Source organism: Arsenophonus endosymbiont of Crataerina pallida (assembly GCF_964020125.1).
GTDB lineage: Bacteria > Pseudomonadota > Gammaproteobacteria > Enterobacterales > Enterobacteriaceae > Arsenophonus > Arsenophonus nilaparvatae.
On record NZ_OZ026540.1, the window covers coordinates 716,244 to 739,336 of the forward strand.

Sequence of the window (23,093 nt, forward strand, 5' to 3'; positions counted from 1 at the left end):
TTATGTTGTTAACTTAATTTATTACTATTAATCTTAAATATTTAGTTTTATTAACAGCAACAAAATAGAACTCAGCGGTATTGATAATAGCTTATTTTTGCCACTTAAAATTGATCTAATATTATTTATTATGGTTTTATTATGAGTAATACCCAGTTAATTTAAATGAGTGTTACTATTTATTGCTGTTACAACATTATTAAATTATCCGTTTATCGTAATATCTAATAGAATATTTTTACATAATCGCTCAGCAGAACCGCTTTCATCATGAGCAAGTTTCACCATAACCATTAAATGCGACAAAATGTACAGCGCGAGCTGGGTTAAAAAAAGGCGTATTTTTATACCACATATAGGGTTGTCGCCCATCATTACTATCTTCAACAATTTGTGTTAGATCAAGCGGAAGTGCTTCATAATAAGCAAGCTCCATTATTTGATTATTACTATAGTGATAATTTTTTGGTAAAATAACTTTAATATCTATGCAATTAGTATAAAAAGTTACATTTAGCGTAGAACCTTCATTTAGTGGAAAGATACGTGTATGTTGTCTCTTACGATCGATAATTTCTATGTATGAACCAGATGGCATATTGGCCAAAGTAAATACCAATCGTGTAAATTCAACATTTACTTCTTCAATAACAAAAGTTCTAATTAAGGAGCTTTGATTATCTTGTATAAAGTTATGATTGATATGTACTATTTTGCTATTTTCTGCATATTTTTTTATATTCATTTTTTTCCTGGGTCATTCTATTTACTATTTGCTATTTGCTATTTGCTATTTGCTATTTGCTATTTGCTATTTGCTATTTGCTATTTGCTATTTGCTATTTGCTATTTGCTATTTGCTATTTGCTATTTGCTATTTGCTATTTGCTATTTGCTATTTGCTATTTGCTATTTGCTATTTGCTATTTGCTATTTGCTATTTGCTATTTGCTATTTGCTATTTGCTATTTGCTATTTGCTATTTGCTATTTGCTATTTGCTATTTGCTATTTGCTATTTGCTATTTGCTAATATGATCAAAAATATGATTAAGGATCTTAATGTCTCAACAGAATAAAATGAAACTAATTTTGCTTAATATTATTAAATATATAAAAAATAAATTTTTTATATTATAAATGTTATTTTTTATTTTATCTTTTTTGCTTATTACGCATTAATAAATGCATGTGATAAATTTTATATTTTATATTTTATGATTTATAATGTATTATTAATGCAAAGGAGAAATAATATTAACAATTATAATTTCTTTTTACTATTTAAATGTAATAAGTTAATAATTATTATCTTTAAAACACATAATATAATAAAATTAACATCGCATTTAAATAAAATTATCTATTTGGTAAATAAGCTGTGAATACAAAACTTTATTTATCAGAATGATATAGTAGATATCCACTAAAAGTAGAATTTTATTTCAACACTACCCTTAGTGGTAATTAAAGTGAAAAGAAAACATAGCTAGTTATAATTGAATGTCTATAATTATGGCAGTTATAAAAGTAAATTATTTTTTATCAACCTTTAAATTGAAAACTTTTTGGTATAGTAATTTTAATCCTGTACCACCCATGGATCCTAGTAAGCCCGCAACTACTAGTGCAATATAGTCACTAGAGCCATATTCCATAGCTAATAAGCCTCCAATAAATCCAGTAAAGCAAGATATAATCATTTCAAATATCATCGCTATCCATCGTCGTTTTGATTTCTTTTTTTCCGTATTTAATATATATCTAGTAGCACCTCCCCATGCAGAAAACAAACCTATAAGACACCATAAAAGAACATCATTTTCTTTAGGCATATGGGTATAACCCCCAGATTCTAGATTTACTTTTTTAAAGGATTTTATTGAAACAAAAATAAGACAATTATTAAACTTTATTGTTACAACCATTACGATTACTGTAATGGTTCGTGCGTTATTTTATTTTATAAATATACTGTTTGGAAAGATATAATTGATTTTTTTTAATAAAAGAGATAAAGATGGCTTTAAAATTTTCCATAATTAGTAATAATATTTAGATACTATTAGGAACTAAAATTCATTAAATGAAATAAAATTTATGTTAATTAAACCTGTTATTGCTGTAAAATGAATTTAGTTAATTTAGTCTTTAAAAAAACTATTATCAAAATTTTGAACATTAGCTCAATAAAAAAGTATAGTTTTGTATTCTTTATTGATATAAGTATAACTATATTAGTTTATTTATATTTTATCAGGAGGAGGAAGCTATGAAGTCGTATATAGTTATCAATAGCGTTGGTAGGACGGTTGAAGTAGAAGATGAAGTTGTAAAATTAACCCCTAAAGAATTTCTTATGCTTGAAGTTATCCTCAATTTTTCTCATGGCAAGGATACGATGGATTTAGAACACCTTATTCAGTATGTGTGGATGGATAGATATAGGAGTATTACAGCAAATAACGTTAGCCAATTGTTTTCTAGAGTACGAAAAAAACTTTACAATGTTAGTGGTTTTCTTGATTTGAAAAGAATGCCAAATGGTATGATTTGTGCAATTATAAAAGATGGTACGGAAATATTATGGAATGAAAAACCCCCTAAACGATATCTTCTTATTACTCACATCTACAATTATTTAAAAAATTTACAAATTAAATTATAATTTATCTCAAATTATTATCTAAAATTAAAATAGTATTATCTTATAGTATATAATTCAAATCGCCATATTACACCAGGGAAATCACGGTAGCTTAAATGTATGTAAGATTGATTATAATTTGTTTTATTGAAAAAAATATAAACGTTAAATAAAATTTGAAAATTATATCTATATGTTAATTAAATGTTCGTTATTTAATTATACAATTTGGTAAAATAGCCCATTATTGCTCAAATTATAAATTAATTAAGTATTGTTAGTGTAAATCTTTTTTAAAAATATTAAATTGTACTAACAATGAATCAAATAAATTATCAAACTGCATTATTAATTTTATCAACTAATTTAACTAAAATCATAAAATTATTAATGTCATATTTTTAGTGTAAAGTTATGATTATCGACTAATAAACTAATCAATGTGTTTATAGTTTATTAGTTATATTTTTTTAGATAGAGGAAAGAATTGTTATATATTAACTTTCAAGTGAGTTATCTCACGATAGAATGAATTATTAAAGTTAAATATTTATTATGCTTAAAACATCTATAATATTTGGTTATGTATAGAAAATGTTTTAACTATATTTTACAGCCGTTGAGTTAGCCAAAGGATAAGTAATAAAAAATTTATATTAAGATAAGTTGAATATTAAAGCGTTGTTGAGAGTTTGGCATTTCAATAAAAATAACATTAGCATTAATAACAAGATTGTCGTCGCATTTTTTTTATTTCTTATACTTTATTATTCAATTTTCATTTAATAAACTGTATAATAAATGCCATTTTATGCGCTACATTAATTTTTTATGCAGTTAAATCATTTTATTAGTTATAAATGGTATTTGTTAATTAGTATTAGGTATCCAATTTTAAATGTACTATTATCTATATAAAATTTTTATTTAAATTAATAAAAACAGATAGTCTTGTAAGATTCATTATATTTCACGATTGAAAGATAATATAATCCAATAATAGTGTTATTTTTTTGTTTTGAAAAAAATTGATTTTAATTTTATTTTTGATAAAACTGGTTCCTATCAATAAACTTGTCAATATTGAATACTATCTTATGCTAAAGCAAGGGACTAATCTGTGATATCCATTGGCTTTATTTATTGTAAATGAGTGCTATTGATAGATAAATTATTTTTATAAATTATTTATTATTTCATTTTATAAAATACGATAAAAATTTTTAGCTTTAAAGTCACTCTTGTTAAGAAGAATATTATGCTTAAGTGCTACAAAATTAGTTGTATTTGGGTTATTTCATTAAAAATACAAAATTGATAAAAGATATATAATGAGAATGATTTTTATTATATCTTAACACTAAACAAAAAATAGTGAAATAGGGTAGTAAAGGTAATATATTCATTTGTTGTGATATAAAATAACTATTGGTTTAATCTAATAAGTCAAGTAAGGTAGCATAAATTATTCTGATTAATATTTTAATATTAGGAAAATTTATGATTTATAATTCCTTATCAATTGCTGGAACTGATCCAACGGGTGGTGCAGGTATACATGCTGATTTGAAAGTATTTTCCTCATTAGGAAATTATGGTGCAGCTGTGATAACAGCATTAGTTGCGCAAAATACTTGCGCAGTACAGTCAATTCATAATCTTCCTGGCGAAATTGTCGCTTCACAACTTGAATCAGTATTAACTGATGTTCGAATTGATAGTGTGAAAATTGGTATGTTATCAACTGCTACAAATATATCCATAGTAGCAGAGGCACTAGAAAAATATTCATTATCTTTTACGGTACTAGATACCGTTATGCTTGCGAAAAGTGGGGTACCATTATTGGATGCTGATGCAATCGATAGTCTTATTCATATTTTGTTACCTAAAGTGTCTCTTATTACCCCCAATTTGCCTGAGGCAGCAGTACTTTTTAATTGCAATATAGCTAGAAATGAACAGGAGATGGTATCTCAAGGAAGAAAACTATTATCATTTGGCTGCCCGGCTGTGCTTATAAAGAGTGGACATCTTGATAATAAAGAAAGCCCCGATTGGCTTATTACACATAGTGGTGAATGGCTATATTCATTACCTAAAGTAAGAACACAAAATACTCATGGTACTGGTTGTACATTATCTGCAGCGTTGGCTGCTAAGCGTCCTTACTTTGACAACTGGCAAGATACAATTATTGCAGCTAAAAATTATGTGCAAAATACCTTGAAGCATGCCAATAGATTAAATGTTGGCGAAGGAATTGGGCCTGTTCACCATTTTTATACCTGGTGGTAATTTTTCATCTAGTAAAAAAACTGTTAATAATTCTACAATTGTGAGAAACAGGATATTTATTTTATAGTATGCATTTATTGGTTATCTAGTGGATTTAAAATGAAAATTATGAATAGACAAAATAATTATTTAAGTTTCAAAATAATCGTTATTGTCAATCGTATTTAATAATAAAAATAATCTATTTCATAAAGTTGACTAGTTGTTTTAAAGTCCTAAAGAGATTTCTAATAGGACTTTTGGACAGAGATTATAAGTTTGAAATATTATTTATCGAAAATACTTTTATCCGTTTGATGCATCAATTGGCTAGTAATTGTTCCTGCAACCATTGAGCCATTAACATTTAATGCAGTTCTTCCCATATCGATCAATGGTTCAATCGAAATAAGTAACGCTACTAAAGTAATTGGTAATCCCATCGCGGGTAAAACCATTAATGCAGCAAAAGTTGCTCCCCCACCTACGCCGGCCACCCCGGCAGAACTTATGGTCACAATACCAACAAGTGTAGCGATCCATATAGGATCCAGGGGATTGATTCCTACCGTTGGGGCAACCATTACAGCAAGCATTGCGGGGTAAATACCTGCGCATCCATTTTGACCAATTGTTGCGCCGAAGGATGCTGAAAAATTAGCAATTGATTCAGGAATGCCCAGTTGCTGAGTTTGCGTTTCAACGTTTAATGCAATACTGCCAGCACTTGAACGACTACGTACTTGCATTAACTTAGCGGCGCATATTACCATCATGCAGGTCTAATTAATAGATTAAATCTGGGATAATAAGAATAAAACGCTAAAAAACTAGTGACAAAATAATTGTCAGCTAGTTAAATTTTGATTAATTAACTTAATTTAAATTTATTTTTTATTATACAATGAAATAGCAATAAAAAACTAGTTTAGTCTATCGCTAAAATTTTATTCAGTTCGGTTCGCTATAATTTTTAGTAAAAAATATAGTACGATAAGTAAATGCAAAAATTAATAATAGGAATGACTTTTTTAAAAAATTTTATCGGATTAATGCCAGAGAAAGAAAGAAGTATAGCATGGACAATAAACATTAAGGATAATGCTAAATAAGAAGCAATGACAAAACTGCCAAGTTTAATAATATCTTGTAGGTTTGAATTAGCAACAACTTTAATCATTAAAGCCATTACTCCATATGGTGTAAGCCGTATAACTAGCCGAACCAGGATTGAAAAATATCAATAGCAGATAATATTTTTTCACCTTTTTCGGGATTAGTTTTAGCTAATTGGAGAGCCGCTATGCCTAAAAACGTAGAAAAAATAACAACGCTAATAATAGATGTTGGATTAGCTCCTGCCAGATCGGCAAATGGATTTTTAGGAATAAATGATAATATTAATTGAGGTATTGTTAAATCAGAAACCTTGTGGATGTAGTTATTTTCTATTATCCCAAGTTGAATAGTTTCACTACTAGTTTGTACCAGACCTTCTGCAGTTAAGCCAAACCAATATGTAATAATAATCCCGATGAGAGCGGCAATGGCTGTTGTAAAAAGAAGGATCCCAATGGTGAAAAAACTGATTTTTCCTAATGAAGAGGTTTGATGCAAACGTGCTACCGCATTTAGTATGGAAGCAAATACCAAAGGCATAATAATCATTTGAAGTAATTTCACATACCCATTGCCTACAATATTGAACCAAGATAATGAATCATGCACTATTTGATTATTAATACCATATACTAAATGTAAAACAACACCAAAAACAGTACCAATAAGAAGACCCACAAAAACTTTTTTTGATAGACTCCATCCATCTGCACTTATTTTGGCCAATAACAGCAATAATAGGATAAAGATAAGTACATTCAGAATTACAGGGAAATTCATACCCACTCTCCAGCTCGGTTTATTGTTCTAGGTATAAGATTCTTTGTCATTGGTGAAGTAAGATGATGAAAAACTTCCAATGAAACTCATTTTCCCTTATATATTATTAGCAATAAAAATAATTTTCTTATAACTAAATGCAATTTTATATTCATAATGTTTCATCGTGAATAGAATAAAATTAAATCGTTTAATTCATTAACTACATATGTAATAACGTTTTTTTTGTTTCTTGTAACAGCGGTCGTAGTGGTAATTGATAGTTCGATGGAATTAATATCGCACAAATAGCTAATAATATGGCGATAGAATGTTCTGCTCTTTGATTAGAATTATTACCTAATATAGGAAAACAGAAAGAAATTTTTGCTGGCCATAAGAAAGGTATCCCTTTCGCGGTTAACATATCCCCGACTAAATGACTAAAATAACCTAATAAGAATGCTTGAATCAGGGCATCAGAAAGCCAGTAACTATTGGGCAATTGAGTTGATAATAACATAATGAGCAGCCATGCGAGTAAACTGTGGGTAAAACCACGGTGACCACATAAACGACAAATTGGCACAGAAATGAAACGAAATAAGCGTCCGAGAGAAGAGGATGGATGATCTATATCCGGTAGCAGTGCGCCAAGTAGCGCACCGGCTAATAAATGAAGCCAATCACCATGTGCAAACTCAGGTGTTATTGCTAGTTTATGCACAAGTATTAATGATGATACTGAAAAAAACAGATGCCCGGTGGCAGTCATAGCATATAATATCCAACTGTTTATTTATACAGTTTGCAAAGTATAATAGTTTTGGCTTAGTTTGAGTAGTGTAATCGAAAAAAATATCTTATTTATTAAATAATAAGAGCAATTTTTTGTAAGAGAAGTGATATTGCATTAGTTTGGCAGTATACTGATGCATCAAATTACTGCCAATTGAACAAATTTAAACGATATGCTTAGTTGTTAATTCAGCCAGCGTATTGAGTTTGACGTCTGCTAATGTCCAACGTGGATCAGTGAAATGATCTTTTGGTGGGACAACGATACTACGCATACGTGCAGATTTAACCGCAATCATACCATGAAAAGAGTCTTCAAAAGCCACACAATGTGTTGGTTCTATAGCTAGCAGTTTCGCTGCTTGTAAATAAACTTCTGGATGGGGTTTACTGTAGGGTAATGGTGTCGCTGATACTACGGCTGAAAAGTAATCGTGAATATTAAACATAGTGAGTACTTTTTCTAATATGTGCTTTGGTGAAGCTGATGCTAAACCAATTTTTAAATTATGATCCTGACATAGTTGAAGTGCATGTTTAACACCTGGTAATAAAGGTCGTTGTTCTTCTATAAGTTCAATAACCCGTCTAACAATTTTTTGTTCCACCTCTTCTAATGAGGTTCCTTGCCAGGGGGCAGCTAAATACCACAGTTGTACCACTTGATCGATACGTAATCCTAGAGTGTCGGGAAGTTGATTAGCAATTGAAGTATTAACGCCAAGTTTACTAAGAATTTCTTTTTCTGCTTGGCTCCAAAGGGGTTCAGAATTAATCAATAACCCATCCATGTCAAAAATAGCAGCTTTGATAGATAGCTCATGAGACATTAAAAGCACTCCTATTATTCATGATTTGTTGCTTAATTCTATCAATTTAAAATAAAGAAATCTTTTAATATAGGTAGGTGAGGTCTTATTTTGGTTAGTGATAAAATAACATTTATATGTTTTTGATAACATTTTATCATTTAATATAAATGGTAATATAAAAAATATGAGGAGATTTAATGAATTATCAAACAGCATTTTATATCGCTATTACAAAGTGTGTTTTAGGATGGATAATTTTTTCTTTAGCGCTGGTGTCTACTGTAGTTTCATTAGTTTTGCTAGCAGAAAAGCAAGGTTTACAAGGGGATGGCTTAAATGCTGTAGCCAATGATTTTATTAAAATTATGGCTCTTATTATACGGCAAAACACGGTCTTTTTAAATTTTTTTGGCATAATTCACCAATTCCCAGTACTCATATGGGACTTTCGACAGCTAATCTTGGCTTTATTTTACTATTTTTCTTAATGTTTGTTGGTCAAGCTTTGAGTGCTTCAGGTAACAGAATGAATCGTCAATTGAAATTTATTAAAGAAAGTATTGAAGATCATCTTATTTTTGAAAGAGCGAAAGGTACTGAAGTATCAAAAGAAGAGATAGAAGCCAAAATTACTATTCCTCGTCATACCATTTTCCAGCAGTTTTTTATTTTGTATATATTACCGATTATATTAGCAACTGTCTTGAACGTTAAAATTATGGAGAAACGTGATGGTACGACTCATTCCATTCTTCGTTCTTTCTGAGCATCGCGTTCAGGATAGTCAGCAGCTTGCGCATACAGGCGACCAGCGCCACTTTTTTGGCTTTTCCCGCTGCAAGCAGACGCATGTAAAAGGCTTTTATCACCGGATTAAAGCGAGTTGCTACAAGCGCGGCCATATAAAGTGCTGTTCGGACTCCGTCCCTTCCGCCAAATATGGTTCGCCGACCACGCATGGTACCCGAGTCCCGGTTTATGGGGGCAACGCCTACAAGCGCGCTAATAGCTCGCCTCGAGAGGCTGCCCAGTTCGGGAAGCTCCGCCAACAACGCAGCAACTGTCATGGTACCAACCCCTTTAATGCTGCTCAGCCTAGCGGCCAGATCCTTAAAGTGGTTCCTTATGTGGTTGTTCATATCCTCATCGATTCTGGCAAGTTCATCTTCCAGCGCCTTGATGATGATGATGATGCTTTTTCTATTCTGTGGATGTGCGGTATACAGCCTATTACGTTCTGCCACCAACATTGTAATCAACTGGCGTCTGCGTACGACCATCGCAGCAAGAACCTGACGTTCTGCATTTGGCAGAGTCCGGATAAAGCGCTCTCGCTCCGGATGTCGATTAATAACCTCTGCCATTTGTGCAAGCACTTTGGCATCAATACGGTCAGTTTTTGCCAGATAGCCCATAGCGCGGGCAAAGTCTCGGGATTGTCTGGGATTGATCACAGTGACGTCAAAGCCTTCAGCCTGGAGCGAGCAGGCCACAGTAGCTTCAAGCCCGCCAGTTGCCTCCATCAGAACCAACACCACCGAATGCTTTCTCAATTCGGCGATAATGGCATCAAAACCGTCAGAGTCATTACTGACCGTAAACTGTGCAATATCACAGCTGGCTGCTATGTCCAGCGTTGCTTTAGAAACATCAATACCCACACAAAGTGGATTTGGCTGACTCATGATTACCCATCCTTGCAAATGCGTTATGGAGTACGGACAACTGTTCGGGTTTCAGATGAGTGGCTCAGTGTATGCGCCGGTCGCTAATTAACGGGCTTAAAACCCTAGGAGGAATCGGGCTGCATGCACCTTGCCAAATCTAATTGTAACTATTTTAAACCGTTTTCAAGATACAAGGAGGAATCGGGCTGCATGCACCTTGCCAAATCTAATTGTAACTATTTTAAACCGTTTTCAAGATACAAGGAGGAATCGGGCTGCATGCACCTTGCCAAATCTAATCGTAACTATTTTAAACCGTTTTCAAGATACAAGGAATCGGGCTGCATGCACCTTGCCAAATCTAATCGTAACTATTTTAAACCGTTTTCAAGATACAAGGAGGAATACTTTACTTCATATGAATATTTTAGGCTGGTAGTTTTCTTATATTATAATCAATTGAAAAATAATTTTATTGAACAGTTGAATGAAGATCATCAGTAATAACTTATCTAGCAATAAAACTATTGTTTTGAATGTTATTATAGCAATTTAACAATAATAGCCTTGATATATCAATTAATGCTTATCAAAGCTGATAAGGAAATGTCAACTTCTGCGCGAGCCAGCTTTGACCAAATTCCGATTAATTATTTTTAAATCAATTAATTGGAATATTTATTTTGCTATGATTGTTAAATATATTGTTTTCTAATTTAGCTTTAGTAAAGATTTTTATGATGACAAAGTGTTAATTTGAATAATGAAATGAATTATTACCTATTTACATTCTAGTTATTGCATTATTCATTTCAATTCTTGAGATCATATTATGACAATTTATAGTTAATAAATAGAATTTGTATGAAAAACTAAGGATTATCATCTGTAATAAATAAGATAATCCTAATTTTTTCTGGTTATTTTTAATATATTTCTTAGCTTAAGGAAGAATTGAAATTTTATCGAAAGAAGAGCGCTTTTTTATTTTACTAATATAGCTGTGGATTAATGCAGCAATAAAATAAATTGCTTGAGTTATTACAATACAAGACCCCGTTGCTGCATCAATATGAAAACTCAAAATAGTGCCTATTAAAGAGGATGTGGTTGAGGCGATAACTGCAATAATTAACATTCGATTGAAATTTTGACAGAGTGTAAAAGCTATAATTCCAGGGGAAATAAGCATAGCAATGACCAGAATTATTCCTACCGCTTGTAAAGATGCCACAATGGTAAGTGCCAATAAAGAGAGTAATCCATAATGTAAAAGTTTAACGGGTAAACCAATAACCTTTGCCTGATTAGGATCAAAACAATAAAGCATAAAATCTTTGCGTTTTAACAGGATAATCGCGATAGTAAAAGCTGAGATCCAAAGCGTTTGTTTAAATTCAGCTTTGGTAATGCCAAGGATATTACCAAAAAGAATATGGGTAAGATGTTGATCTGTATCGATACAGGCAAATAGTACTAATCCAAAGGCAAACATACCGGAAAAAATAATACCCATGACAGTATCTTCTTTTATGCGGCTATTTTCTTTTAGATAACCGGTCGCGAATGCACAAAAAATTCCTGATATAAAAGCACCAATTGATAAAGGAATACCAATAACAAAGGCGATAACGATGCCGGGTAATACAGCATGAGAAATAGCATCACCCATTAAAGACCAACCTTTAAGTATCAAAAAGCAGGAAAGAATAGCGCACACTGTTCCGGTTACAAGGGCGGTAATGATAGCTTTTTGCATAAAAGGAAAAGTAAAAGGTGTTATTAATAATTCCATCAAATCATTCATTGTTGCTTACCTCTTGTTTTAACTGTTTGAGGTGTACAATTTCTTGTCGTGCTTTGCGGCGGGAAGCAAATAAACCATATTTAGGGGCAAAAAAGAAGGCATAAAGAAAAATCAGTGTTTGCAAAGTAACGATAATTCCGCCTGTCGCACCATTAATAAAATAACTGATATAAGCGCCAAGAGCACTGGAAGTAAATCCGATCAGTATGGCAATAATAAGTAACCGCTTGAATTGATCCGTGAGTAAATAAGCTGTAGCGCCTGGGGTAATAACCATTGCTATCACAAGTATGGCTCCCACAGTTTGTAAGGCAGCAACCGTACATGCGCTTAATAGGGTAAAGAAAATAATTTTTAATTTTAGCGGATTTAGTCCAATAGAACGGGCATGATTTTCATCAAAGAATACGGCAAGTAAATCTTTCCAGATAAACATAAGTATAATAAAAGAAATGGTAATAATAATTTCAACTTGTAATACATCTTCATCTGCAATACCTAAAATATTGCCAAAGATAATGGTTTGTACATTAACGGAAGTGGGATTTAATGAAAGAATTAGCAATCCTATGGCAAAGAAGGTGGAGAAAATAAAACCAATTACTGCATCTTCTTTTAGTTTTGAAATATGGCGCACCAATGTCATGGAAAGTGCGGCAAGAATACCGGTAAAAAATGCCCCTATAGAATAGGGAAGGCCAAGGGCATAGGCACCTGCGACTCCGGGAACAACAGAATGAGAAAGGGCATCGCCCATTAACGACCACCCCTTTAACATTAGATAAGCTGAGAGAAAAGCGCAGACTGCTCCAACGATAGCACTAACCCAGATTGCTTTAACCATGTAGTTATATTCAAAAGGTTGAAGTAATAGATCCAACATGATTTATTCCTTTGGTTGCTTTTTAATGACGGATGCTTGTTCATGGTTGCCATAAAAAACAGCTGCTCTTTCATCATCAGTAATAACAGTTAATGAACGAGGATCATCATCATCGTGAAGTTCTGCACCAGAGAGATTAATATGGCGTAGTACACCGCCGAAGGCGAGTTGAAGATTTTTTTGGGTAAAGGTTGTTTCGATCGGACCACTAGCCAGTATAGTTCGGTTTACTAAAATAACTTGATCGCAAAATTCAGGCACGCTTCCCAAATTATGTGTAGAAACCAAAATTAAATAGCCATTGCTACGTAAAGAGCGTAAAAGCTCAATAATCGCATTTTCTGTTTTTACATCGACGCCGGTAAAAGGTTCATCAAGCAGTAATACTTTTCCTTCTTGCGCAAGTGCTCGCGCAAGAAAAACTCTTTTCTTTTGGCCGCCAGAAAGCTCACCTATTTGTCGTTGTTCTAAACCGGTAAGATCAACCCGCGCTAATGCTTCAGCAACAATTTGTTTATCTTGCTGGCTTGGAATACGTAAAATACCCATTTTACCGTAGCGGCCCATCATAACTACATCGGAAACTAGAACCGGAAAGTTCCAGTCAACTTCTTCAGTTTGTGGTACGTAAGCAATAATATTTTGTTTAAGCGCTGTTTTGATCGCAGCATTGTTTAATGTTACACGTCCTTTTGTTGGTGTTACTAAACCCATTATTGTCTTAAACAGCGTTGATTTGCCACTACCATTAACGCCTACTAGCGCACAAATTGAACCACCAGTAATATTAAAACTGGCATCGTAAATAGCAGTATGCCCGTTATTGTATGTAACAGTAGCATTATCAACAACTAAGTTTGGTTTTTCGTAAAAAATATTGTTACTCATTATTATTGACCAAAACCTTTTGTAATAGTATCAACGGTAGTTTTTAATAATTCGATATATGTTGGAACTGGGCCATCGGGGGTAGACAAAGAGTCAACATAGAGTACACCACCATATTGGGCCCCGGTTTCTCGGCTGACTTGTTTCGCTGGTTTATCAGAAACGGTACTTTCGCTAAACACAACTGGAATATTATGTTTTTTCACAGTATCAATAACTTTACGAACTTGTTGCGGTGAACCTTGTTCTTCTGCATTAATTGGCCACAAATAAGCTTCTTTAAAACCATAATCGCTAGCCAAATAACTAAAAGCACCTTCACTGGTTACTAGCCAACGCTTTTGCTGCGGGATTTGTGCCAGTCTTTTCCGTAGTGGTGCATCAATTTTGCTAATTTTACTAGCATATATTTTCGCATTTTGGTTATAAATATCTGCATTTTTAGGATCATATTTTACTAGTGCTGCCCGAATATTTTCAATGTAGATCAATGCATTTTGGGCAGACATCCAGGCATGAGGATTAGGATTTCCTTGATATTCCCCTTCTCGAATAGGCATCGGTTTTATTCCTTTAGTAACTGTAACGGCAGGAATATGTTTGAAGTTTTCAAAAAAACGACTAAACCAGGTTTCAAGTCCTAATCCATTCCATAAAATTAAATCAGCATTATGCGCTTTTAATATGTCTTTGGGAGTTGGTTGATATTCATGAATTTCAGCCCCCGGTTTGGTAATTGATTGGACATTGGCTGCATTACCTGCCACATTTTGCGCAATATCCTGAATAATAGTAAAAGTTGTTACAACGGTAAATTTTTTTGCGTAAGCGATTGGATTAAAAAGAAGAACAACAGCAATTATTATTAAACCAGTAAAAGTGTGCTTAGATGAAAGGTTGGATCTTTTATACATAAGTGGTTTCCCGGTAAAAAAGTAGTAAATTGCACTTTAATGAGAATGATTATCAACTATATATGAAAGATGTCAATACGATCGATTATTGTAATTGTAATTGTAATTGTAATTGTAATTGTAATTGTAATGTAAGTAGCAGATATGAGAACCTCTTCACAACTCAACACTAAAGAGGGTAATTTTTTATTTTTATCTTATTAGGCTATGCTAAATAGATCATACCACTAGAGGATTGGTGTAAGGTGAAATTTAAAAGTTGTGGAGTCGTATTCATTATTTTATTAATCGGCTGTTCAAGCAAACAATCTAATAACCCCAAAACAGTCTATCAGAACGATTATCTACGCTATTTCATGGAAGAGCAAACCGAAAGTGTACCGTCAAAAACCCCTTACGATGGTGTAATTAAACAAGCGGCGCAACGCTATGCGATTGATGAAAATTTAATTAGAGCAATTATTAAAGTGGAATCTAATTTTCGGGTTAATGCTGTGAGTAAATCCAATGCAATAGGTCTAATGCAAGTTAAGGCTTCTACTGCTGGTCGTGATGCGTATCGGTTACAAGGCAAAGCGGGGCAACCTACCACGAGTCAACTTAAAGATCCGGCGATCAATATTGATGTGGGAACCGCCTATATTCGTTTTATTCAAGAAAATCATTTAGTTGGCATTCGTGATCCAAAAGTACTTTATTATGCAACGGTGGTTGCTTATGTTAATGGTGCCGGGGCATTATTACGAATTTTTGATAAAAATCGTCATGTTGCAATCGATAAAATTAATGAACTAACAGCAGAAGAGTTTTATCAACATATTCAAACAAAACACCCTAATGCGCAGGCACCACGCTATCTTTGGAAAATTAAAAACGCTTACAACTCAATAGCTATGATAGATTAATTATTGATTGATTTATAAGAAGAAAATTGATAATGACTTTTATCGTACTATATTTTTTACTAAAAATTATAGCGAACCGAACTGAATAAAATTTTAGCGATAGACTAAACTAGTTTTTTATTGCTATTTCATTGTATAATAAAAAATAAATTTAAATTAAGTTAATTAATCAAAATTTAACTAGCTGACAATTATTTTGTCACTAGTTTTTTAGCGTTTTATTCTTATTATCCCAGATTTAATCTATTAATTAGACCTGCATGATGGTAATATGCGCCGCTAAGTTAATGCAAGTACGTATTCCTTTTGCTCTATTTTAGGTATTTTATCACGTACATCACTTACAAGGTGAAGTAAGAAATTGCTTTAACTCACTTTTAATAAAAATATATTTCTATACATGTGATCTTGCGTATGGGTCACCACTGTAAATTAAGGATTTTAAATGCCAGTTATTACTCTTCCTGACGGAAGTCAACGTCAATATGAGCATGCTGTTTCAGTAATGGATATTGCAAAGGATATTGGCTCAGGTCTTGCAAAAGCCTGTATAGCCGGTCGTGTTAATGGTGAACTTGTTGATGCGAGTGATATAATTAATAATGATGCTCAATTAGCCATTATTACTAGTAAAGATCTTGATGGTTTAGGGATTATTCGTCACTCATGCGCACATTTACTTGGTCATGCGATTAAACAATTATGGCCAACGACTAAAATGGCAATTGGTCCTATCATTGAAAATGGTTTTTATTATGACTTTGATCTGGAACACGCTTTAACCCAGGAAGATTTAGAAAAACTTGAGCAGCGCATGCACGAACTTGCTGAAACGAACTATGATGTTATCAAAAAGCGGGTTAGTTGGCAGGAAGCTAGGGATACGTTTGTTGCTCGAGGTGAGGATTATAAAGTTAAAATTTTGGATGAAAATATTAATAAAAATGATCATCCTGGACTTTATTATCATGAAGAATATATTGATATGTGTCGTGGGCCGCATGTCCCTAATATGCGTTTTTGTCATTACTTCAAATTACAAAAAGTGGCTGGTGCATATTGGCGCGGTAATAGCGATAATAAAATGCTACAAAGGATCTATGGAACAGCCTGGGTTGATAAAAAACAATTAGCTGCTTATTTATTACGTTTAGAAGAAGCGGCTAAGCGAGATCATCGTAAGATAGGTAAACAACTTGATCTTTATCATATGCAGGAAGAAGCTCCAGGCATGGCGTTTTGGCATAATGATGGTTGGGTAATATTTCGTGAATTGGAAACCTTTATCCGGACTAAATTGACTGAATATCAATACCAAGAAGTAAAAGGTCCATTAATGATGGATCGCATTCTTTGGGAAAAAACAGGTCACTGGGAAAACTATAAAGAAAACATGTTTACCACATCATCGGAAAACCGAGAATATTGTATAAAACCGATGAATTGCCCTGGGCATGTACAAATATTTAATCAAGGCTTGAAATCATATCGTGATTTACCATTACGTATGGCAGAATTTGGTAGCTGTCACCGTAATGAGCCATCTGGCGCTTTACATGGTTTGATGCGAGTGCGTGGTTTTACCCAAGATGATGCGCATATTTTTTGTACTGAAGATCAGATTTTAACTGAAGTAAAAAGTTGCATTAAAATGATTTATGATGTGTATGCAACCTTTGGTTTTGAAAAAATTGCCGTCAAATTGTCAACCCGGCCAGAAAAACGAATAGGCACTGATGCTCAATGGGATCGCGCAGAAGCCGATCTTGCCAAGGCACTGGGGGATATTGTATTTGATTATCAACCCGGTGAAGGTGCATTTTATGGGCCTAAAATTGAATTTACCCTGTATGATTGTTTGGATCGGGCTTGGCAATGTGGTACTGTACAGCTCGATTTCTCATTACCGGGTCGTTTAGGTGCTTCCTATGTGGATGAAAATAATGAACGTCAGGTACCAGTAATGATCCATCGTGCTGTTTTAGGATCACTTGAACGTTTTATTGGGATTTTAACTGAGCATTATGCCGGTTTCTTCCCAACCTGGTTAGCGCCATTACAAATTGTTATAATAAATATCACGGATTCACAGGCTGATTTTGTACAAAAAATAGTAGAAAAATTGAGTAATTTTGGTATTCGTGCAAAAGCGGACTTGAGAAACGAGAAAATAGGCTTTAAAATTCGTGAGCATACTTTGCGTCGTGTTCCTTATATGCTAGTTTGTGGTGATAAAGAAGTTGAATCGGATCAGGTATCTGTTCGAACCCGTAATGGTAAAGATTTAGGAACATTTGACGTCACAGAATTTGCAGAAAGAGTGCTTGATGAAATTCGCACTCGTCGTATTTATCAACTGGAGGAATAAGGTATTAAAGGCGGAAAAAGAATTCAAACGGCGCGCCCGAATCGTATTAATACGGAGATTCGTGCTTCTGAAGTTCGTTTAACTGGTTTAGATGGCGAGCAGATTGGTATTATTAGTCTAAAAGAAGCTCTTGAAAAAGCCGAGGAAGCTGGTGTTGATTTAGTCGAAATCAGTCCAAATGCCGAGCCGCCGGTTTGCCGTATCATGGATTACGGCAAGTTCCTCTATGAGAAGAGTAAATCGCTCAAAGAGCAAAAAAAGAAACAAAGAGTTATTCAGGTAAAGGAAATTAAATTCCGACCTGGTACAGATGAAGGTGATTATCAGGTCAAACTACGCAACCTGATTCGCTTTCTGGATGATGGTGATAAAGCCAAAATCACGTTACGGTTTCGTGGTCGTGAAATGGCGCACCAACAAATCGGTATTGATATGCTTAATCGTATCAAAAACGATTTGGGTGAGATGTCAGTCGTCGAATCTTTTCCAAGCAAGATCGAAGGCCGTCAGATGATCATGGTGCTTGCACCGAAAAAGAAATAGTTAGGCAACCAAGTAATAGTGTTCTATCTAGATGGAAAACTATTCGCCTAGCTAGTTATAATTAACAATGCGAAGTGGATATTTAAAATGCCAAAGATCAAAACAGTACGTGGTGCGGCAAAGCGTTTTAAAAAAACTGCCAGTGGTGGTTTTAAACGTAAGCACGCTAACCTTCGTCATATTCTGACTAAAAAGTCAACTAAGCGTAAGCGTCATTTACGACCAAAAACCATGGTTTCTAAAGGTGACCTGGGTTTGGTAGTGGCTTGTTTGCCATACGCATAAGTTTAAGATTATCGAATTTAATTCGAAGTGATAGGAGGTATATATGGCTCGCGTAAAACGTGGTGTAATAGCCCGCGCACGTCACAAAAAAATATTAAAGCAAGCGAAAGGTTACTATGGTGCTCGTTCGCGTGTTTATCGTGTTGCTTTCCAGGCGGTAATTAAAGCCGGTCAGTATGCTTATCGTGACCGTCGTCAGCGTAAGCGTCAGTTCCGCCAATTGTGGATCGCACGTATTAATGCTGCTGCTCGTCAGAATGGTTTGTCTTATAGTCGTTTTATTAATGGTTTGAAGAAGGCCTCAATTGAAATTGACCGTAAAATCTTATCTGATATTGCTGTTTTTGATAAAGTTGCATTTGCAGCATTAGTCGAGAAGGCAAAAAGCGCGTTAGCTTAAATCAGTTAAATTAAGGGGGGACTTAGCTCCCTCTTTTTTATTATCGATGACCCGTTGTATTATAAGTAAGAGTTATTTTATGAATAGCCGCTTAAAGATGAAAATTGTTTTTTTTCGTTTCTTTTTTTATTTTAGCACCTAAAATTTGGGGCTTTCGCGCATTTAAGAAAAGAAACGAAAAACCGCGATAAGCCTCCAAATGGAGGCTTTTTTGTTAGTAATTGCTAAAAAATTTTATTTTCAACAATGATTAGGCCAAAGGGTCGTAAGAAGAGGGAACAATGCCACATCTCATCGAGTTGGTTGCGCAGGCAAAAGCAGCCATAGAAAAAGCTCAGGATGTTGCTGCGTTGGATTCAGTGCGTGTTGAGTTTTTAGGTAAAAAAGGCCATTTAACACTACAGATGTCAACGTTGCGTGATCTACCTGCAGCAGGAGCAGTTATTAATCAGGCGAAACAACAAGTTCAGAATTCATTGAATATACGTAAAGAGCAGTTAGAAAATATGATATTGAATGCTCGATTAGCGGCAGAAAAAATAGATATTTCATTGCCAGGACGCCAGATCGAACATGGTAGTCTTCATCCAGTAACCCGTACCATTGATCGTATTGAAGAATTTTTTGCTGAACTTGGTTTTTCTGTTGTTTCCGGCCCTGAAATAGAGGATGACTATCACAATTTTGATGCTTTAAATATTCCTGCTCATCATCCGGCTCGTGCTTCACATGATACTTTTTGGTTTGATACTACGCGTCTATTACGTACACAAACTTCTGGTGTGCAAATTCGTACCATGAAGGGTAAACAACCCCCAATTCGTATTATTGCCCCTGGTCGAGTGTACCGAAATGATTATGATCAAACCCATACGCCAATGTTCCATCAGACAGAAGGCTTGATTGTTGATAAAAATATTAGTTTTACCAATTTAAAAGGTACATTGCATGACTTTTTAAATCATTTTTTTGAAGAAAAAACCTGCGTTCGTTTTCGGCCATCATATTTTCCATTCACTGAACCTTCAGCTGAAGTTGATGTGATGGATAAAAATGGTAAATGGTTAGAAGTGTTAGGTTGTGGCATGGTACATCCCAATGTATTACGCAATGTTGGCATTGATCCTGACTTATATTCTGGTTTTGCCTTTGGAATGGGAATGGAGCGTTTAACGATGTTACGCTATGGTGTGACGGATTTACGTGCTTTTTTTGAAAATAATCTTCGTTTTCTTAAACAATTTAGATAAGGCAGGATTATCACATGAAATTGAGTGAATTTTGGTTACGTGAATGGATAAATCCAGCAATAAGCAGTGAAGCCTTATCAGAGCAGATGACGATGGCGGGTTTGGAGATTGATGATGTTAAATCTGTCGCCGGTCAATTCCAGGGTGTGGTAGTCGGTGAGGTTGTTGAATGTGTTCAGCATCCTAATGCAGATAAGTTACGGTTAACAAAGGTCAATATTGGCACTGAACAGTTACTTAATATTGTCTGTGGAGCACCAAATTGTCGTCAAGGGTTAAAAGTCGCTGTGGCAACAATTGGCGCGGTTTTACCCGATAATTTTAAAATAAAAGCGACAAAGCTCCGCGGTGAGCTTTCTGAAGGTATGCTTTGTTCTTATTCTGAACTTGGCATTTCGGATGACCATACTGGTATTATTGAGCTACCCCAGGACGCGCCTATTGGTACCGATATTCGTAACTACTTACAACTAGATGACCATATTTTTGATGTAAGTTTGACACCGAATCGAGCTGATTGTTTAAGTATTTTAGGTATCGCTCGCGATATTGCAGCTATCAATAACCTAGAGTTAAATACGATAGAAATTGAACCAGTTAAAGCCACTGATGCTAGTGTTTTTCCTATTCAGGTGGAAGCGCCTATGGCATGCCCACGCTTTTTAGGACGAGTAATAAAAGGCATCGATGTTACAGCGCAAACCCCTAACTGGATGAGAGAAAAATTACGTCGAGGGGGGATCCGTAGTATTGATCCGGTAGTTGATATTACTAATTTTGTGTTATTAGAATTAGGTCAACCCTTGCATGCTTATGATCTTGATCGCTTAAATGGCATGATCATTGTTCGAATGGCAAAACAGGATGAAACATTAGTTTTGCTCGATAACAGCAAGGTAACTTTGAAGCCAGATACTTTAGTCATTGCCGATGAGAAGAATTCCTTAGGGATTGCCGGTATTTTTGGTGGCAAGCACTCCAGCGTTAATGAAAAAACCACTAATATCTTGTTAGAGAGTGCTTTTTTCGATCCACTGGCGATTGCTGGCCGGGCACGTAATTATGGTCTTCATACTGAGGCTTCACACCGTTTTGAGCGGGGCGTTGATCCACAGCTGCAATATAAAGCTATGGAACGTGCGACTAGATTAATCGTTGAAATTTGTGGTGGCGAGGTTGGAAATATTATTGATGTTAGCCATCAAACAAACTTACCGAAAGTGGCAACAATAACCCTGACTCGGCAAAAACTGGATCGCTTGATTGGTCATTGTATTCCAGATATTAACGTTACCCAGATCTTTCAGCGTTTAGGATGCCAAGTGAATGGTGAGCAAGATAATTGGCAGGTGGTTGCTCCTTCTTGGCGTTTTGATATGCAAATTGAAGAAGATCTGATTGAAGAAGTAGCCCGTGTTTATGGTTATAATAATATACCTGATATACCGTTACATGCAGATTTAGTTATGACCCCCCGTTGTGAATCAGCGCTGCCATTAAAACGAGTGAAAACATTATTAATTGATCGTGATTACAATGAAGCGATTACCTACAGTTTTGTTGATCCTAAAATTCAGCAACTACTGCATCCAGATTCTGATGCAATGATTTTACCGGATCCTATTTCAGCAGATATGTCGGTAATGCGGCTTTCTTTATTGCCCGGCTTATTAACGACAGTAATTTACAATCAAAATCGTCAACAAAATCGCATTCGACTGTTTGAAACTGGATTACGATTTGTGCCGGATGTAACAGCAGAGCATGGTATTCGGCAAGAATTGATGTTAGCGGGTGTGATTACTGGCAATCGTTATGAAGAGCACTGGTCACAAGAAAAACGCGCTGTGGATTTTTTTGATATCAAAGGTGACGTCGAAGCAATACTGGCATTAACCGGAAAATTAGACAATGTTATTTATAAGGCTCATTCTGATCCTGCACTTCATCCTGGACAAAGCGCTGGGATTTATCTGAATAATGATTATATTGGATATATAGGCGTTATTCACCCTGAACTGGAAAATAAGCTAGATTTGAATGGTCGGACACTTGTTTTTGAATTGCTGTGGGATACTGTTGCGGAGCGTGTTATTCCTAAAGCAAATATGATTTCACGTTTTCCTGCCAACCGACGGGATATTGCTGTTGTAGTACCAGAAGAGGTAGCAACAGCCGACGTATTAGCTGAATGCAAGAAAATTGGCATAAATCATATAGTTGGCATAAACTTGTTTGACGTGTACTGTGGTAAAGGTGTAGCGGAAGGTTATAAGAGCCTTGCTATTAGCTTAATCTTGCAGGATACAAATCGTACTCTGGAAGAAGAAGAGATTGCCGCAACTGTTGATAAATGTGTTGCTGCGTTAAAACGGCGATTCCAAGCATCCTTGAGGGACTAAACCTATGGCGCTTACAAAAGCTGAAATGTCAGAAAGTCTGTTCGAAAAACTGGGTATAAGCAAACGTGATGCGAAAGACCTGGTTGAACTTTTCTTTGAAGAAGTTCGTCGTTCATTAGAAAATGGGGAGCAGGTGAAACTGTCAGGGTTTGGTAATTTTGATCTGCGTGATAAAAATCAACGACCAGGTCGAAATCCAAAGACTGGAGAAGATATTCCCATCACTGCTCGTCGAGTGGTGACTTTTCGACCAGGGCAAAAGTTAAAAGGCCGGGTTGAAAAGATAAAGCCTCATAAATAATGAATTATTATTCTAAAAAGCCGCTAAAGCGGCTTTTTTATTATTCAATTGTATCAATATAATCCTAAA

At 34.7% G+C, this 23,093-nt stretch carries 21 protein-coding genes, 3 pseudogenes and 1 other annotated feature; of the genes and pseudogenes, 13 read left to right on the forward strand and 11 right to left on the reverse strand.

From position 1 onward, the window contains the following. Positions 1-268: 268 nt before the first annotated feature. Positions 269-745 (reverse strand): hypothetical protein, encoded by a 477-nt coding sequence (locus AACL31_RS03610; protein WP_310512783.1) that lies wholly within the window; start codon positions 743-745, stop codon positions 269-271. 789 nt (positions 746-1,534) lie between these two features. Beyond that, positions 1,535-1,834 carry a phage holin family protein gene (locus tag AACL31_RS03615; RefSeq protein WP_032116003.1) on the reverse strand — a complete coding sequence of 100 codons (300 nt, stop codon included), beginning with the start codon at positions 1,832-1,834 and terminating at the stop codon, positions 1,535-1,537. A 437-nt stretch (positions 1,835-2,271) separates the two neighbouring features. Between AACL31_RS03615 and AACL31_RS03620 the strand changes: the two genes are divergently transcribed. Next, positions 2,272-2,667, forward strand: a complete 396-nt coding sequence (locus tag AACL31_RS03620) for a winged helix-turn-helix domain-containing protein (protein ID WP_310512784.1) — start codon at positions 2,272-2,274, stop codon at positions 2,665-2,667. A gap of 1,479 nt (positions 2,668-4,146) precedes the next feature. Continuing rightward, positions 4,147-4,944 carry a bifunctional hydroxymethylpyrimidine kinase/phosphomethylpyrimidine kinase gene (gene thiD, locus AACL31_RS03625; protein ID WP_339053751.1) on the forward strand — a complete coding sequence of 266 codons (798 nt, stop codon included), beginning with the start codon at positions 4,147-4,149 and terminating at the stop codon, positions 4,942-4,944. A gap of 266 nt (positions 4,945-5,210) precedes the next feature. Here the strand turns inward: thiD and AACL31_RS03630 are convergent. From AACL31_RS03630 to hxpB, 4 genes and pseudogenes are all read right to left on the reverse strand, one after another. Continuing rightward, positions 5,211-5,660, reverse strand: a pseudogene (locus AACL31_RS03630) (cation:dicarboxylate symporter family transporter); the annotation flags it as partial. A gap of 266 nt (positions 5,661-5,926) precedes the next feature. Continuing rightward, positions 5,927-6,822 (reverse strand): annotated as a pseudogene (locus AACL31_RS03635) (cation:dicarboxylate symporter family transporter); the annotation flags it as partial. A 202-nt stretch (positions 6,823-7,024) separates the two neighbouring features. After that, positions 7,025-7,576 carry a metal-dependent hydrolase gene (locus AACL31_RS03640; protein ID WP_310512786.1) on the reverse strand — a complete coding sequence of 184 codons (552 nt, stop codon included), beginning with the start codon at positions 7,574-7,576 and terminating at the stop codon, positions 7,025-7,027. Between the two features lie 187 nt (positions 7,577-7,763). Continuing rightward, complete coding sequence (hxpB, locus tag AACL31_RS03645; RefSeq protein WP_310512787.1) at positions 7,764-8,429, reverse strand: hexitol phosphatase HxpB; 666 nt, start codon at positions 8,427-8,429, stop codon at positions 7,764-7,766. 179 nt (positions 8,430-8,608) lie between these two features. Here hxpB and AACL31_RS03650 point away from each other — a divergent pair. Then, positions 8,609-9,177: pseudogene (locus tag AACL31_RS03650) on the forward strand (YniB family protein). Here AACL31_RS03650 and AACL31_RS03655 read toward each other — a convergent pair. Further along, a complete protein-coding gene (locus tag AACL31_RS03655; RefSeq protein WP_339053403.1) occupies positions 9,128-10,096 on the reverse strand; it encodes an IS110 family transposase in 969 nt (322 codons plus the stop codon). The pseudogene AACL31_RS03650 and the gene AACL31_RS03655 sit on opposite strands and share 50 nt — an antisense overlap. A 123-nt stretch (positions 10,097-10,219) precedes the next feature. Here AACL31_RS03655 and AACL31_RS03660 point away from each other — a divergent pair, with 123 nt between their 5' ends. Further along, positions 10,220-10,582, forward strand: a complete 363-nt coding sequence (locus tag AACL31_RS03660) for a hypothetical protein (protein WP_339053752.1) — start codon at positions 10,220-10,222, stop codon at positions 10,580-10,582. Positions 10,583-11,021: 439 nt separating this feature from the next. Here the strand turns inward: AACL31_RS03660 and AACL31_RS03665 are convergent, their stop codons facing one another. The 4 genes from AACL31_RS03665 to AACL31_RS03680 are packed head-to-tail and all read right to left on the reverse strand — an operon-like array spanning position 11,022 to position 14,570. Next, positions 11,022-11,885: a metal ABC transporter permease gene (locus AACL31_RS03665; RefSeq protein ID WP_310512105.1), complete on the reverse strand. Its 864-nt coding sequence runs from the start codon at positions 11,883-11,885 to the stop codon at positions 11,022-11,024. After that, entirely contained in the window at positions 11,878-12,768 is an 891-nt protein-coding gene (locus AACL31_RS03670) for a metal ABC transporter permease (protein ID WP_310509129.1), read from the reverse strand. Before AACL31_RS03670 ends, AACL31_RS03665 begins: the two co-directional genes overlap by 8 nt. Positions 12,769-12,771: 3 nt before the next feature. Further along, positions 12,772-13,656 (reverse strand): manganese/iron ABC transporter ATP-binding protein, encoded by an 885-nt coding sequence (locus tag AACL31_RS03675; protein WP_032115975.1) that lies wholly within the window; start codon positions 13,654-13,656, stop codon positions 12,772-12,774. Between the two features lie 2 nt (positions 13,657-13,658). Then, positions 13,659-14,570 (reverse strand): metal ABC transporter substrate-binding protein, encoded by a 912-nt coding sequence (locus tag AACL31_RS03680; protein WP_310512104.1) that lies wholly within the window; start codon positions 14,568-14,570, stop codon positions 13,659-13,661. Between the two features lie 245 nt (positions 14,571-14,815). Here AACL31_RS03680 and AACL31_RS03685 point away from each other — a divergent pair, with 245 nt between their 5' ends. The 9 genes from AACL31_RS03685 to ihfA all read left to right on the forward strand — a co-directional run bounded on the left by AACL31_RS03685 (position 14,816) and on the right by ihfA (position 23,024). Further along, entirely contained in the window at positions 14,816-15,475 is a 660-nt protein-coding gene (locus tag AACL31_RS03685) for a transglycosylase SLT domain-containing protein (RefSeq protein ID WP_310512103.1), read from the forward strand. Positions 15,476-15,920: 445 nt separating this feature from the next. Continuing rightward, the gene (thrS, locus tag AACL31_RS03690; protein ID WP_310512102.1) at positions 15,921-17,843 is read left to right on the forward strand and encodes a threonine--tRNA ligase; all 1,923 of its coding nucleotides are present in this window, start codon (positions 15,921-15,923) and stop codon (positions 17,841-17,843) included. 3 nt (positions 17,844-17,846) lie between these two features. Further along, positions 17,847-18,386 carry a translation initiation factor IF-3 gene (gene infC, locus AACL31_RS03695; RefSeq protein WP_310512109.1) on the forward strand — a complete coding sequence of 180 codons (540 nt, stop codon included), beginning with the start codon at positions 17,847-17,849 and terminating at the stop codon, positions 18,384-18,386. An 87-nt stretch (positions 18,387-18,473) separates the two neighbouring features. Then, positions 18,474-18,671, forward strand: coding sequence for a 50S ribosomal protein L35 (gene rpmI, locus AACL31_RS03700; RefSeq protein WP_026821653.1), 198 nt, complete (start codon positions 18,474-18,476; stop codon positions 18,669-18,671). Positions 18,672-18,714: 43 nt separating this feature from the next. Next, positions 18,715-19,071 (forward strand): 50S ribosomal protein L20, encoded by a 357-nt coding sequence (gene rplT / locus AACL31_RS03705; protein ID WP_026821652.1) that lies wholly within the window; start codon positions 18,715-18,717, stop codon positions 19,069-19,071. Between the two features lie 93 nt (positions 19,072-19,164). Continuing rightward, positions 19,165-19,287 (forward strand) — a sequence feature (Phe leader region). Next, positions 19,169-19,213: a pheST operon leader peptide PheM gene (pheM, locus tag AACL31_RS20900; RefSeq protein WP_225507512.1), complete on the forward strand. Its 45-nt coding sequence runs from the start codon at positions 19,169-19,171 to the stop codon at positions 19,211-19,213. Its footprint overlaps the feature before it by 45 nt. A 65-nt stretch (positions 19,288-19,352) precedes the next feature. Then, positions 19,353-20,321: a phenylalanine--tRNA ligase subunit alpha gene (gene pheS, locus AACL31_RS03710; RefSeq protein WP_310512101.1), complete on the forward strand. Its 969-nt coding sequence runs from the start codon at positions 19,353-19,355 to the stop codon at positions 20,319-20,321. Positions 20,322-20,335: 14 nt separating this feature from the next. Beyond that, positions 20,336-22,723 carry a phenylalanine--tRNA ligase subunit beta gene (gene pheT / locus AACL31_RS03715; RefSeq protein ID WP_339053753.1) on the forward strand — a complete coding sequence of 796 codons (2,388 nt, stop codon included), beginning with the start codon at positions 20,336-20,338 and terminating at the stop codon, positions 22,721-22,723. Between the two features lie 4 nt (positions 22,724-22,727). Beyond that, positions 22,728-23,024 carry an integration host factor subunit alpha gene (ihfA, locus tag AACL31_RS03720; protein ID WP_032115967.1) on the forward strand — a complete coding sequence of 99 codons (297 nt, stop codon included), beginning with the start codon at positions 22,728-22,730 and terminating at the stop codon, positions 23,022-23,024. Positions 23,025-23,093: the final 69 nt, after the last annotated feature.

Bases quoted from the DNA above. Each gene is read 5' to 3' on its own strand.
- AACL31_RS03670 (WP_310509129.1), bottom strand. From the start codon at position 12,768: ATGTTGGATCTATTACTTCAACCTTTTGAATATAACTACATGGTTAAA.
- ihfA (WP_032115967.1), top strand. From the start codon at position 22,728: ATGGCGCTTACAAAAGCTGAAATGTCAGAAAGTCTGTTCGAAAAACTG.
- AACL31_RS03610 (WP_310512783.1), bottom strand. From the start codon at position 745: ATGAATATAAAAAAATATGCAGAAAATAGCAAAATAGTACATATCAAT.
- AACL31_RS03680 (WP_310512104.1), bottom strand. From the start codon at position 14,570: ATGTATAAAAGATCCAACCTTTCATCTAAGCACACTTTTACTGGTTTA.
- AACL31_RS03615 (WP_032116003.1), bottom strand. From the start codon at position 1,834: ATGCCTAAAGAAAATGATGTTCTTTTATGGTGTCTTATAGGTTTGTTT.
- AACL31_RS03665 (WP_310512105.1), bottom strand. From the start codon at position 11,885: ATGAATGATTTGATGGAATTATTAATAACACCTTTTACTTTTCCTTTT.
- rplT (WP_026821652.1), top strand. From the start codon at position 18,715: ATGGCTCGCGTAAAACGTGGTGTAATAGCCCGCGCACGTCACAAAAAA.
- pheT (WP_339053753.1), top strand. From the start codon at position 20,336: ATGAAATTGAGTGAATTTTGGTTACGTGAATGGATAAATCCAGCAATA.
- AACL31_RS03620 (WP_310512784.1), top strand. From the start codon at position 2,272: ATGAAGTCGTATATAGTTATCAATAGCGTTGGTAGGACGGTTGAAGTA.
- AACL31_RS03655 (WP_339053403.1), bottom strand. From the start codon at position 10,096: ATGAGTCAGCCAAATCCACTTTGTGTGGGTATTGATGTTTCTAAAGCA.
- thiD (WP_339053751.1), top strand. From the start codon at position 4,147: ATGATTTATAATTCCTTATCAATTGCTGGAACTGATCCAACGGGTGGT.
- rpmI (WP_026821653.1), top strand. From the start codon at position 18,474: ATGCCAAAGATCAAAACAGTACGTGGTGCGGCAAAGCGTTTTAAAAAA.
- pheS (WP_310512101.1), top strand. From the start codon at position 19,353: ATGCCACATCTCATCGAGTTGGTTGCGCAGGCAAAAGCAGCCATAGAA.
- hxpB (WP_310512787.1), bottom strand. From the start codon at position 8,429: ATGTCTCATGAGCTATCTATCAAAGCTGCTATTTTTGACATGGATGGG.
- AACL31_RS03640 (WP_310512786.1), bottom strand. From the start codon at position 7,576: ATGACTGCCACCGGGCATCTGTTTTTTTCAGTATCATCATTAATACTT.
- AACL31_RS03675 (WP_032115975.1), bottom strand. From the start codon at position 13,656: ATGAGTAACAATATTTTTTACGAAAAACCAAACTTAGTTGTTGATAAT.
- AACL31_RS03660 (WP_339053752.1), top strand. From the start codon at position 10,220: ATGCACCTTGCCAAATCTAATTGTAACTATTTTAAACCGTTTTCAAGA.
- thrS (WP_310512102.1), top strand. From the start codon at position 15,921: ATGCCAGTTATTACTCTTCCTGACGGAAGTCAACGTCAATATGAGCAT.